The following is an 11,360-nucleotide window of genomic DNA, read 5'->3' on the forward strand; positions in this document are numbered from 1 at the left end:
CTGACGGTCCGTCAAGATAGAACAGGTTCTAGAAGAAGGGAACGCCCGCGGCGGGGCCGCGCGTGGTCCGAAGCGGGCCCTCACCTCACCTCACCGGTCGAAGTCCACCTCCACCGCCTCCGTCACCGGATGCGACTGGCAGGCCAGCACATACCCGGCCTCCGTCTCCTCCGGCTCCAGCGCGAAGTTGCGGTCCATGCGCACCTCGCCGGAGACCAGGAAGGCCCGGCAGGTCCCGCACACCCCGCCCTTGCAGGCGTAGGGCGCGTCGGGCCGGTTGCGCAGCACCGTGTCCAGCACCGACTCCCCGTCCCGCACGGGCCAGCTGCCGCCCCGGCCGTCGAGCCGGGCCGTCACCGTGGCGTGCGCGGGCGCCGCCGCGCGGGTGGTGGGCGCCGCGTCGTCCACGTGGAAGATCTCCTCGTGGATCCGGGATCGGGCGACCCCCAGCTCGCGCAGGGTCCGCTCGGCGCCCTGCACCAGACCGAACGGCCCGCACAGGAACCAGCCCGCCACCTCCGCCACCGGCAGCAGCGCCGGCAGCAGCCCGGTCAGCCGCTCCCGGTCCAGCCGTCCGGACGGCAGCCCCGCCTGCTGCTCCTCCCGGGAGAGCACGGTGACCAGGTGCAGCCGCTCGGGATAGCGGTCCTTGAGGTCGGCGACCTCCTCCAGGAACATCGTCGACGCGGCCGTACGGTCGCCGCGTATCAGACAGAACCGGGCGTCGGGTTCGCGTGCCAGCAGGGTCGAGACGATCGACAGCACGGGGGTGATGCCGCTGCCGCCGACGATCGCCGCGTACAGCCCGGGCGCCGGGTCGAGCGTGAACCGGCCCGCCGGGGTCATCACCTCCAGCTCGTCACCGACGCCGATCTCCTTCAGCGCGTACGTCGAGAAGGCGCCGCCGTCGACGAGCCGCACGCCCACCCGCAGGGTGCGCGGTCCCTCGCCGGCCGGGTCGGGGGCGGACGAGCAGATCGAGTACGTCCGCCGGATCTCGGTGCCGTCGGCGATGCGCCGCAGCGCGAGATGCTGGCCGGCCGCGTGCCGGTACTCCTCGCGCAGGGCCTCGGGGACGGCGAGGGTGAGGGCGACGGAGTCATCGGTGAGACGGTCCACCGCGGCCACCGGGAGCGGGTGGAAACGGGCCGTCACGGCTCGGGCCATCACAGCTCCTTGAAGTGGTCGAAGGGTTCACGGCAGGCCAGACAGCGGCGCAGCGCCTTGCAGGCGGTGGAGGAGAACCGGCTGAGCAGCTCGGTGTCCGCACAGCCGCAGTGCGGGCAGCGCACCGGGTCCTCGTCGAGCGTCCTGGTGGGGCCCAGGGCGAGCGCGACCGGGCCGGTCTCCCGTGTGGTCCGGGGCGGCGCTATGCCGAACTCCCGGAGCTTGCGGCGGCCTTCGTCCGTGATGTCGTCCGTCGACCAGGCCGGGGCCAGCACCGTGCGCACGGTGACGTCCTGGACGCCGCGCTCGCGCAGCGCCTGCCGGATGTCCGCGGCCATCGTCTCGATCGCCGGGCAGCCGGTGTACGTCGGGGTCAGCTCGACCTCGACCGCGCCCGCGTCCTGGACGCGCACGCCCCGCACCACCCCCAGCTCGCTCAGCGTCAGCACCGGCAGCTCCGGGTCCGGCACCGAACCGGCCAGCGCGAGCAGCTCCGCCTCCAGGGCGGTGGCCGTCACCATGACGCCCCCGGGTGGCTGCGGTGCAGATGTTGCATCTCGGCGAGCATCCGGCCGAACGGCTCGGTGTGCAGACCCTGCCGGCCCGCGCCGGCCGTCCAGGCGCCCGACTGCGCTCCCTCGGGGACCGGGAGGCCGGCCCGCCGCAGCACCGCGCCGACCGCCTCCAGCCAGCCCGTCCGCAGCGCCCCGAGGTCCGTGCCGAGGCCCTCCACGGGCTGGAACATCTCTCCGGTGAACCGCCACAGCGCGGTGCACGCCGTCCGCATCCGCTGATGGCTGAGGTCGGTGCCGTCGCCGAGCCGCAGGGTCCACTGCTCGGCGTGATCGCGGTGGTAGGCGGTCTCCTTGACGGCCTTGGCGGCGAGTGCGGCGAACGGACCGTCACCGGCGGCCAGTTCGGCGTACAGCAGGTGCTGGTACGTGGAGAAGTACAGCTGGCGGGCGATGGTGTGGGCGAAGTCGCCGTTCGGCTGCTCGACGAGCTGGAGGTTGCTGAAGGCGCGTTCCTCCCGCAGATAGGCGAGTTCGTCCTCGTCACCGGCCATCGACAGCAGGACGCGGGCCTGGCCCAGCAGATCGAGGGCGATGTTGGCGAGGGCGACCTCCTCCTCCAGGACGGGCGCGTGGCCCATCCACTCGCCGAGGCGGTGGGAGAGCACCAGGGCGTCGTCGCCGAGGGCGAGGGCGGCGGTCACCGGGACGGTGGCGGTCACAGGTGCTGCACCCCCTCAGGGATCTCGTAGAAGGTCGGATGCCGGTAGGGCTTGTCGGCGGACGGCTCGAAGAACGGGTCCTTCTCGTCCGGCGAGGAGGCGGTGACCGCCGAGGACGGCACGACCCAGATGGAGACGCCCTCGCCGCGCCGCGTGTACAGATCGCGGGCGTTGCGCAGCGCGAACTCCGCGTCCGGTGCGTGCAGGCTGCCGGCGTGGGTGTGGGAGAGGCCGCGCCGGGAGCGCACGAAGACCTCCCACAGCGGCCAGTCGGTGTTCGTCATGCCTGTCCCACTTCCTTTTCTGTCCTTCCGCCGGTGTGCGCGGCCGCCGTGCCGCTGTGCTTGGCCGCGTGGGCGGCGGCGGCCTCCCTGACCCACGCGCCCTCGTCATGGGCCCGCCTGCGCTGGGTGATCCGCTCTTCGTTGCACGGCCCGTTGCCCTTGATGACCTCCTTGAACTCCGTCCAGTCGATCGGGCCGAAGTCGTGGTGCCCCCGTTCCTCGTTCCACCGGAGGTCCGGGTCGGGCAGGGTGAGGCCGAGGGACTTTGCCTGCGGGACGCAGATGTCGACGAAGCGCTGGCGCAGCTCGTCGTTGGAGTGCCGCTTGATCTTCCAGGCCGTGGACTGCGCGGAGTGCGCGGACTCGTCGTCGGGCGGGCCGAACATCATCAGTGAGGGCCACCACCAGCGGTCCACCGCGTCCTGCGCCATCGCGTGCTGCCCGGGGGTGCCGCGGCTGAGGGCCAGCAGCAGTTCGTACCCCTGGCGCTGGTGGAAGGACTCCTCCTTGCAGACGCGGACCATCGCGCGGGCGTACGGCCCGTAGGAGCAGCGGCACAGGGGGACCTGGTTGGTGATCGCGGCGCCGTCCACGAGCCAGCCGATCGCGCCGACGTCCGCCCAGGTCAGCGTGGGGTAGTTGAAGATCGAGGAGTACTTCTGGCGGCCGGAGTGGAGCTTGTCGAGGAGCTCGTCGCGGCCGACGCCGAGCGTTTCGGCGGCGCTGTAGAGGTAGAGCCCGTGGCCGGCCTCGTCCTGGACCTTGGCCATCAGGATGGCCTTGCGGCGCAGGGAGGGCGCGCGGGTGATCCAGTTGGCCTCGGGCTGCATTCCGATGATCTCGGAGTGGGCGTGCTGGGCGATCTGCCGCACCAGCGTCGCGCGGTAGGCATCGGGCATCCAGTCGCGGGGCTCGATGCGCTCGTCGGCGGCGACGGCGGCGTCGAAAGTGCGCTGGTACGCCTCGTCGTCGGCCGTGCGGGGCGCGGTAGCTGTCGCCATGAGGTCCCCCTCTTTCTTCCCGGCTGTCCTCCGGGCTGTCGTCCCGGACCGTTCCCGACCGATCGTTCGGTCTGTGCGATTCCATGGTGGGACGGCCGTCGTAAGGTGTCAACCGCTGTGGATAACCTGCGGGCGGGGAGGGGCTGCGCCGAGCGGGTGGGGCTGAGTACCGTTCGCGATTGCGCGACGCAGCAGGCACGGGAAGTCGACCGGGATCGGGGAACGGGGCGGAATGGACGCGTACGACAAAGGGCCTGACGCCGCACGGGGGCGGGCGGCGGCCGAGGAACCGGAGGCGGAGACTCCGCAGGCGCCCGCGGCGCCCCCCGGTGCCCCGCCCCCGGACGACCCGCCGCCCCCCGAACCCCGTACCGGTGTGGCCGCGCTGTCGCCCCGCTACCAGATAGCCGCCGCGCTGGCGCTCGCCGTCGTCGCCGTCGCCGTCTGCGTGCACCTGGGAATGGTGTTCCTGCACGTCGCGCCGTCGAACACGGTGACGAAGACGCACGGCAAGGCGATAGACGACTGGATCTACCCGGAGTTCGAACAGAACTGGAAGCTGTTCGCGCCGAACCCGTTGCAGCAGAACATCGCGGTCCAGGTCCGCGCCGAGATCAGCACCGCCGACGGCCGCTCGCGCACCACCGGCTGGTACGACCTGTCCGCGCAGGACGGCCGGGACATCGACCGCAACATCGTGCCGAGCCACACCCAGCAGAACGAGCTGCGCCGCGCCTGGGACTTCTTCACCGCCACCCACGGCTCCGACAACCGCCCCGTCGGGCTGCGCGGCGACCTCTCCGAGACCTATCTGCGCCGGATCGTCGAGCTGCGCCTGGAGCGCGGCGGAGCTGTCGGCGCGGACGGCGGGCTCGAGCGGGTCCAGGTCCGCTCCCGGACCGTCAACGTGACCCCGCCGAAGTGGAGCACGGAGAAGGTGTCGTCGGCGCCGGTGTACCGGGTGCTGCCCTGGTGGACGGTGCCGGCCGCCGAGGCCCGGGGAGGTGTGTCGTGAACCGCTTCACCCTGACGGTGTCCGCCGCCATCGCGCGCGTGACCGAGTCCGCGCACGGCCCGTACCAGAGCGCCGTGATCCGGATCGGCTTCAGCGCGACCTGGCTGATGTTCCTGCTGCGCGAGCTGCCCCACCGCGCGGAGCTCTACGGCCCCGACAGCCCCTGGAGCTGGATCCTGGCCCGGCAGCTGATCGACACCAACGGCGCGTTCACGGCCCTGATGTGGTCGGACGGACGGGTCTGGTTCGAGCTGGTGTATGCCCTCGCCGTCCTCGCGAGCGCCCTGCTCCTGGTGGGCTGGCGCACCCGCACGATGTCGGTGCTGTTCATGGTCGGCGTGCTCTCGCTGCAGAACCGCAGCGTCTTCATGGGCGACGGCGGCGACAACGTCCTGCACCTGATGTCGATCTACCTGGTGTTCACCCGCTGCGGCCGGGTGTGGTCGCTGGACTCCCGCCGGGCGCGCCGCGCCGAGGCGGCACGCGCGCGGGGGGAGCGGGTCACCGACCGGGTGGGGCCCGCCCTGTGGCTCGTCCTCGGGGCCGTGCTGATCACCGTGACGGCGACGGGCGGCTTCCACAGCCAGTGGACGATTCCCGCGCTCCTGTGGGCGGCCTGGGCCGCGCAGGCCCTGTGGTGGCTCGTCGGGCGCCGCACCGGGTCGGCGGAGCCCCGGATCCTGCTCGACGTGATCGGCAACATCCTGCACAACAGCGCCCTGGTCGTGATCATGGCCGAGGCCTGTCTGATCTACGCGACGGCCGGCTGGTACAAGATCCAGGGCTCGCGCTGGCAGGACGGCACCGCCGTCTACTACCCCCTGCACCTGGACTACTTCTCGCCCTGGCCCGCGCTCGGCGGCCTGCTGTCGAGCAGCGGCACCATGGTGATGCTGGTGACGTACGGCACGGTCGTCGTGCAGGTCGCCTTCCCGTTCACGCTGTTCAACCGCCGGGTGAAGAACGTGCTGCTGGCGGTGATGATGACCGAGCACGCCGCGATCGCCGTCATTCTCGGCCTGCCGTTCTTCTCGCTGGCGATGATCGCGGCGGACGCGGTCTTCCTGCCGACGCCCTTCCTGCACCGGCTCGGCGCCTGGACGCTGCGCGCGCGGGAGCTGGTGTTCTCGCGCGACGGCCGTGCGCCGGTGCCACAGCAGCGCGCTCCGGAGAACTCCGAGGCCACCCACGTAGGCTCCCGGACATGACCGACCCCGTGAGCGACTGGCGCCGCCTGGCCGACTCGCACGTCCTGCTCGACGGCTTCCACGCCCTCAAGCACGCCGTGCGCTTCGGAGCCGAGGTGCCGGTCGCGGTCACCGCGGACCGGGCGGCGGCGCTCGCCCTCGCGGACGACCTCGCCCCCGACGTCCGCGGCACTCTGGACGCCCTCCTGACGGAGGTCCCGGAGACGACGTACGCCTCGCTGGTGCCGCGCCCGCATCCCACGGCCGTGGCCGCCCTGGCCGTACGGCCCTCCCGCGAGGCCCAGCTGGCGAAGCTGGCGCACACGCCCCGCACCGCGCCCGTCGTGGTCCTCGACAACCCGCGCAACCTGGGCAACGCGGGGGCGGTGATCCGGCTGGCCGCCGGATTCGGCGCGACCGGGGTGGTCACCACGGGCACGCTCGACCCCTGGCATCCGACCGTCGTGCGCGGCGGGGCGGGCCTGCACTTCGCGACGGCCGTGGAGCGGCTGGCCGTGGCCGAGCTGCCCGCCGGGCCGGTGTTCGCCCTGGACCCGGAGGGTGACGACCTGAGGGGCGTCGAACTCCCGGACGACGCCCTTCTGGCCTTCGGCTCCGAACGCACCGGCCTCTCGACCGAACTACGCGCGCGTGCGGACCGTTTGCTGTCCCTGCCGATGCGCCCGCAGGTCTCCAGCTACAACCTGGCGACGAGCGTGGCGATGACGCTGTACCACTGGAGCCACGGCGCGCGGAGCGCCCCGACCCCCTAGGCGTCCCGACGCACCTCGACGACTCGGAAGCGGTTGGCCACGAACGCCCCGTCGGTGAGCGCGGCGTTGGCCGCCGGGTTGCCCCCGGACCCGTGGAAGTCGGAGAAGGCAGCCGTCTGGTTGACGTACACCCCACCGGTGAGGTTGAGCGACAACTGCGCGGCCTCCGCCAGACAGACCTCCTCGACGTCCCGCTCGAACTCCGGGTCGGTCGTGTACGCCCCGACCGTCATCGCCCCCTTGTCCCGCACCGTCCGCCGCAGCAGCGCCAGCGCGTCCGCGCCGGAGTCGACGGCGACGGCGAAGGAGACCGGCCCGAAGCACTCGCTCATGTACGCGGCCTCGTCGTCCGGCTTGGCGCCGTCCAGCTTCACGATCACCGGTGTGCGCACGACCGCGTCCGGGAACTCCGGATTGGCCACCTCGCGGGAGGCGAGGGCGACCTCGCCGAGGCCGGCGGCGGCCTCCAGCCGGGCCTTGACGTCCGGGTTGACGATGGCGCCGAGCAGCGCGTTGGCGCGCGCGTCGTCGCCGAGCAGGCCGTCGACGGAGCGGGCGAGGTCGGCGACCACCTCGTCGTAGGTCTTCGGGCCCTCGTCGGTGCGGATGCCGTCCCGGGGGATCAGCAGGTTCTGCGGGGTGGTGCACATCTGGCCGCTGTACAGGGACAGCGAGAACGCCAGGTTGGCGAGCATGCCCTTGTAGTGCGCGGTGGACTCCACGACGACCGTGTTGACGCCGGCCTTCTCGGTGTAGACCTGCGCCTGCCGGGCGTTGGCCTCCAGCCAGTCGCCGAAGGAGGCCGAGCCCGTGTAGTCGATGATCTTGATCTCGGGGCGGGTCGCCAGGGTCTTGGCGATGCCCTCCCCCGGGCGCTCGGCGGCCAGGGCGACGAGGTTCGCGTCGAAGCCGGCCGCGGCGAGCACCTCGCGGGCGACACCCACGGTCAGCGCGAGCGGCAGCACCGCGCGCGGGTGGGGCTTGACCAGGACCGCGTTGCCGGTGGCCAGGGAGGCGAACAGGCCCGGGTAGCCGTTCCACGTGGGGAAGGTGTTGCAGCCGACGAGCAGGGCGACGCCGCGCGGGACGGGCGTGAAGGTCTTGGTCATCGCGAGCGGGTCGCGCTTGCCCTGGGGCTTGCTCCACTCGGCCGTGCCGGGCGTGCGGACCTGTTCGGCGTACGCGTACGCCACGGCCTCCAGGCCGCGGTCCTGCGCGTGCGGGCCGCCCGCCTGGAACGCCATCATGAACGCCTGGCCGGAGGTGTGCATGACCGCGTGCGCGAACTCGTGCGTCCGGTCGGCGATCCGCTTGAGGATCTCCAGGCAGACCACCGCGCGGACCTCCGCGCCGGCCTCCCGCCAGGCGCGCTGTCCGGCCGTCATGGCGGGCAGCAGCACGTCCACGTCCGCGTGCGGATAGGTCACGCCCAGGGCGATGCCGTAGGGGGAGGTCTCCTCGCCCACCCAGTCGTCGGTGCCGGGCTGGCCGAGGTCGAGACGGGTGTTCAGCAGGGCGTCGAAGGCGGCCTTGCCGGCCGCCGCGTCCAGGCTGCCGTTCTCGCCGTAGGCCTTCGGGTGCTCCGGGTGGGGGGACCAGTACGCGCGGGTGCGGATCGCTTCCAGGGCCTGGTCGAGGGTGGGCCGGTGCTGGGCGATCAGATCGTGCGCGGTCGGTTCGGCGGCGGCCATGCGGGACCAACTCCTCGTCTTGAGAACTCTCCGTCGAGCTCATGACCTGGCGGAAACCTGGGCAGGAACAGCCAGGCAGGGCTAGAGTAACCGAACGATCGGTCGGGACAAGGGGGCCTGCCGCATCTGTGGAAAACCCCGTGCGGGAGGATCGCGCACATGACAGCACTCGACCTCAGCAGCCCCGTGGCCGTCGTCGGCACCGGCACCATGGGCCAGGGCATCGCCCAGGTCGCGTTGGTCGCCGGCCATCCCGTACGGCTGTACGACGCCGTCCCCGGCCGGGCCCGGGAAGCGGCCGCCGCGATCGGCGACCGCCTCGACCGGCTCGTGTCGAAGAACCGTCTCGCCGCCTCCGACCGGGACATCGCGCGCGCCCGTCTGGTGGCCGCGGAGAGCCTCGCCGACCTCGCCGACTGCGGACTGGTCGTGGAGGCCGTCCTGGAGCGGCTGGACGTCAAGCAGGAGCTTCTCCGCCACCTGGAGGACGTGGTCGGCGAGGACTGTCTGCTCGCCACCAACACCTCCTCCCTGTCGGTGACGGCCATCGGCGGCGCCCTGCGCAACCCGGGCCGTTTCGTGGGCCTGCACTTCTTCAACCCGGCGCCGCTGCTGCCGCTGGTCGAGGTCGTCTCCGGCTACGCCACCGACGTCACGTCGGCCACGCGCGCGTACGAGACCGCACGCTCCTGGGGCAAGACCCCGGTCGCCTGCGCCGACACCCCCGGCTTCATCGTCAACCGCATCGCGCGGCCCTTCTACGCCGAGGCGTTCGCGGTCTACGAGGCACAGGGCGCCGATCCGGCCACCATCGACGCGGTGCTGCGGGAGTCCGGCGGGTTCCGGATGGGCGCCTTCGAGCTGACCGACCTGATCGGGCAGGACGTCAACGAGTCCGTCACGCACTCGGTGTGGCAGTCCTTCTTCCAGGACGTGCGCTTCACCCCCTCGCTCGCCCAGCGCCGCCTCGTCGAGTCCGGCCGCCTCGGCCGCAAGACCGGCCACGGCTGGTTCGACTACCGCGACGACGGCGCGGGGGCGGAGAGCACCGAGCCGCACACCGCCGAGAAGCAGCAGGCGCCCGCCTACGTCCTCGCCGAGGGCGACCTGGGCCCCGCCGCCGAACTGCTCGCGCTGATCCGCGAGGCGGGCATCCAGGTCCGTGCCGACGAGGAGGACCACGGCACCCGGCTGGTGCTGCCCGGCGGCGGCCAGCTCGCCCTCGCCGACGGCCAGACCTCGGTGGAGTTCCGCGACGTCGTCTACTTCGACCTCGCCCTCGACTACCGCAAGGCCACCCGGATCGCCCTGTCCGCCTCCCAGGACACCTCGCAGCAGACCCTGTCCGAGGCGATCGGCCTGTTCCAGGCGCTCGGCAAGGACGTCAGCGTCATCGGCGACGTCCCCGGAATGATCGTCGCGCGTACGGTCGCCCGGATCGTCGACCTCGCACACGACGCCGTCGCCAAGGGCGTCGCCACCGAGGAGGACATCGACACCGCGATGCGGCTCGGCGTGAACTACCCCCTCGGCCCCTTCGAGTGGAGCCGGCGCCTCGGCCGCATGTGGGCCTTCTCGCTCCTGGACGACCTGCACGAGCGCGACCCCTCCGGCCGCTACGCGCCGTCCCTCGCCCTGTACCGGCACTCCTTCGCCACCGAGAAGCGGGAGGGCGGCGCCTCATGACCACCGCCAAGCGCGACACGTACACCCCGGAGACCCTGCTCTCCGTCGCCGTCCAGGTCTTCAACGAGCGCGGCTACGACGGCACGTCCATGGAGCACCTCTCCCGGGCGGCCGGCATCTCCAAGTCGTCGATCTACCACCATGTGGCCGGCAAGGAGGAACTGCTGCGCCGGGCCGTCAGCCGTGCCCTGGACGGTCTGTTCGGGATCCTCGAGGAGGAGCACGCGTGCGTGGGGCGCTCGGTGGAGCGCCTGGAGTACGTCGTACGGCGCATGGTCGAGGTCCTCATCGGCGAGCTGCCGTACGTCACGCTGCTGCTGCGCGTGCGCGGCAACACCGGCACCGAGCGGTGGGCCCTGGAGCGGCGGCGCGACTTCGACCACCGGGTCGCCGACCTGCTGAAGGCGGCCGCCGCCGACGGGGACGTGCGCGGGGACGTGGAGGTACGGCTCGCCACCCGGCTGGTCTTCGGGATGATCAACTCGATCGTCGAGTGGTACCGGCCCGGCGGCCGGGGGATGGCCGAGGGCGACGTGGCCGACGCGGTGGCGCGCCTGGTCTTCGCCGGTCTGCGCACCGAGCACCAGGAGCCGGGCGCGGGGATACGGGCGCGGGGATCCGGACTCTAGTGCCGCGGCAGGCAACGTTCGCCCCGTCGCGACGCCCGGCACGCACTCTCGCCGCACCGGCCGAAAGCCCAAGTACGTCCAGTACGAGGACTTCCGGCCGGCACGCCGAGAGCACGCACCGGACGCCGCTCCTTGACGGGCAAACGTTGCCTGCCGCGGCACTAGACGAGTAGTTCCGAATGCGGGGTTCTCAGACGTAGGGAGGGTGTCCAACATCGGGTTGTGACGACCGATTTAGACACCCTCTTGACGGCACTGTACGTGCATGTCGATGACCGTTTGAAGACCCTGCGGTGGCGTGGGCGTCCGCCGCGGCTGACCGATGCCGAGCTGGTGACCCTGGCAGTTGCCCAGGCCGTGCTGGGCTTCCACTGCGAGGCCCGCTGGCTGCGCTTCGCCCACGCCCACCTGCACGGCATGTTCCCGTATCTGCCACAGCGCCCCGCCTACAACAAGCGGCTGCGAGCTGCTCTGCCCCTGGTCAAGCGGGCCATCCGGTCACTGGCCGCAGATACCGACCTGTGGCTGGACGATGTATGGATCGTGGACTCCACGCCCGTCGAGTGCGCCCGCTCCCGCGAGACGGTCAAACGCTCCGACCTGGCCGGCTGGGCCAACTACGGTTACTGCCGCTCCCACTCCCGCTTTTACTGGGGCCTGAAGCTGCACCTGGTGTGCACGCCGGCCGGCTTG

12 protein-coding genes are annotated in these 11,360 nt (G+C 72.0%); 6 read left to right on the forward strand and 6 right to left on the reverse strand.

Annotated features, from left to right (window positions below):
- Window positions 1–90: 90 nt before the first annotated feature.
- Genes AQJ64_RS21900 through paaA form a run of 5 tightly spaced genes read right to left on the reverse strand, consistent with a single transcriptional unit; the run spans window position 91 to window position 3,686 of the window.
- A complete protein-coding gene (locus AQJ64_RS21900; RefSeq protein ID WP_055636203.1) occupies window positions 91–1,167 on the reverse strand; it encodes a 2Fe-2S iron-sulfur cluster-binding protein in 1,077 nt (358 codons plus the stop codon).
- A complete protein-coding gene (paaD, locus tag AQJ64_RS21905) occupies window positions 1,167–1,688 on the reverse strand; it encodes a 1,2-phenylacetyl-CoA epoxidase subunit PaaD (protein ID WP_055636202.1) in 522 nt (173 codons plus the stop codon). Before paaD ends, AQJ64_RS21900 begins: the two co-directional genes overlap by 1 nt.
- The gene (paaC, locus tag AQJ64_RS21910; RefSeq protein WP_079061842.1) at window positions 1,682–2,401 is read right to left on the reverse strand and encodes a 1,2-phenylacetyl-CoA epoxidase subunit PaaC; all 720 of its coding nucleotides are present in this window, start codon (window positions 2,399–2,401) and stop codon (window positions 1,682–1,684) included. The genes paaD and paaC overlap by 7 nt, the downstream gene beginning before the upstream one ends.
- Complete coding sequence (gene paaB / locus AQJ64_RS21915) at window positions 2,398–2,685, reverse strand: 1,2-phenylacetyl-CoA epoxidase subunit PaaB (protein WP_055636201.1); 288 nt, start codon at window positions 2,683–2,685, stop codon at window positions 2,398–2,400. Before paaB ends, paaC begins: the two co-directional genes overlap by 4 nt.
- Window positions 2,682–3,686 (reverse strand): 1,2-phenylacetyl-CoA epoxidase subunit PaaA, encoded by a 1,005-nt coding sequence (gene paaA, locus AQJ64_RS21920; RefSeq protein WP_055636200.1) that lies wholly within the window; start codon window positions 3,684–3,686, stop codon window positions 2,682–2,684. The genes paaB and paaA overlap by 4 nt, the downstream gene beginning before the upstream one ends.
- Window positions 3,687–3,918: 232 nt before the next feature.
- Between paaA and AQJ64_RS21925 the strand changes: the two genes are divergently transcribed.
- From AQJ64_RS21925 to AQJ64_RS21935, 3 genes are read left to right on the forward strand one after another with little or no spacing between them, the layout of a single operon-like run.
- On the forward strand, window positions 3,919–4,701 hold the full coding sequence (locus tag AQJ64_RS21925; RefSeq protein ID WP_059202888.1) for a DUF5819 family protein: 783 nt from the start codon (window positions 3,919–3,921) through the stop codon (window positions 4,699–4,701).
- On the forward strand, window positions 4,698–5,909 hold the full coding sequence (locus tag AQJ64_RS21930; RefSeq protein WP_055636851.1) for an HTTM domain-containing protein: 1,212 nt from the start codon (window positions 4,698–4,700) through the stop codon (window positions 5,907–5,909). Before AQJ64_RS21925 ends, AQJ64_RS21930 begins: the two co-directional genes overlap by 4 nt.
- On the forward strand, window positions 5,906–6,661 hold the full coding sequence (locus AQJ64_RS21935; RefSeq protein ID WP_055636850.1) for a TrmH family RNA methyltransferase: 756 nt from the start codon (window positions 5,906–5,908) through the stop codon (window positions 6,659–6,661). Before AQJ64_RS21930 ends, AQJ64_RS21935 begins: the two co-directional genes overlap by 4 nt.
- On the opposite strand, the gene paaN is transcribed toward AQJ64_RS21935, so the two are convergent.
- Entirely contained in the window at window positions 6,658–8,352 is a 1,695-nt protein-coding gene (gene paaN, locus AQJ64_RS21940) for a phenylacetic acid degradation protein PaaN (RefSeq protein ID WP_055636849.1), read from the reverse strand. The two genes, AQJ64_RS21935 and paaN, sit on opposite strands and share 4 nt — an antisense overlap.
- A gap of 159 nt (window positions 8,353–8,511) precedes the next feature.
- Here paaN and AQJ64_RS21945 point away from each other — a divergent pair, with 159 nt between their 5' ends.
- The 3 genes from AQJ64_RS21945 to AQJ64_RS46240 form a co-directional block, all read left to right on the forward strand.
- Complete coding sequence (locus AQJ64_RS21945) at window positions 8,512–10,038, forward strand: 3-hydroxyacyl-CoA dehydrogenase (RefSeq protein ID WP_055636848.1); 1,527 nt, start codon at window positions 8,512–8,514, stop codon at window positions 10,036–10,038.
- Window positions 10,035–10,667, forward strand: coding sequence for a TetR/AcrR family transcriptional regulator (locus AQJ64_RS21950; RefSeq protein ID WP_055636847.1), 633 nt, complete (start codon window positions 10,035–10,037; stop codon window positions 10,665–10,667). The genes AQJ64_RS21945 and AQJ64_RS21950 overlap by 4 nt, the downstream gene beginning before the upstream one ends.
- Before the next feature lie 222 nt (window positions 10,668–10,889).
- The coding region (locus tag AQJ64_RS46240; protein ID WP_483316191.1) for a transposase family protein at window positions 10,890–11,360 on the forward strand (471 nt) is incomplete at its 3' end.

The sequence above is a fragment of the Streptomyces griseoruber genome (assembly GCF_001514205.1).
Lineage (GTDB): Bacteria > Actinomycetota > Actinomycetes > Streptomycetales > Streptomycetaceae > Streptomyces > Streptomyces griseoruber.

Excerpts from the sequence above, each read along its gene's own strand:
- AQJ64_RS21900 (WP_055636203.1), bottom strand. The coding sequence starts at position 1,167 with ATGGCCCGAGCCGTGACGGCCCGTTTCCACCCGCTCCCGGTGGCCGCG.
- paaD (WP_055636202.1), bottom strand. The coding sequence starts at position 1,688 with ATGGTGACGGCCACCGCCCTGGAGGCGGAGCTGCTCGCGCTGGCCGGT.
- paaB (WP_055636201.1), bottom strand. The coding sequence starts at position 2,685 with ATGACGAACACCGACTGGCCGCTGTGGGAGGTCTTCGTGCGCTCCCGG.
- paaA (WP_055636200.1), bottom strand. The coding sequence starts at position 3,686 with ATGGCGACAGCTACCGCGCCCCGCACGGCCGACGACGAGGCGTACCAG.
- AQJ64_RS21925 (WP_059202888.1), top strand. The coding sequence starts at position 3,919 with ATGGACGCGTACGACAAAGGGCCTGACGCCGCACGGGGGCGGGCGGCG.
- AQJ64_RS21935 (WP_055636850.1), top strand. The coding sequence starts at position 5,906 with ATGACCGACCCCGTGAGCGACTGGCGCCGCCTGGCCGACTCGCACGTC.
- paaN (WP_055636849.1), bottom strand. The coding sequence starts at position 8,352 with ATGGCCGCCGCCGAACCGACCGCGCACGATCTGATCGCCCAGCACCGG.
- AQJ64_RS21945 (WP_055636848.1), top strand. The coding sequence starts at position 8,512 with ATGACAGCACTCGACCTCAGCAGCCCCGTGGCCGTCGTCGGCACCGGC.
- AQJ64_RS21950 (WP_055636847.1), top strand. The coding sequence starts at position 10,035 with ATGACCACCGCCAAGCGCGACACGTACACCCCGGAGACCCTGCTCTCC.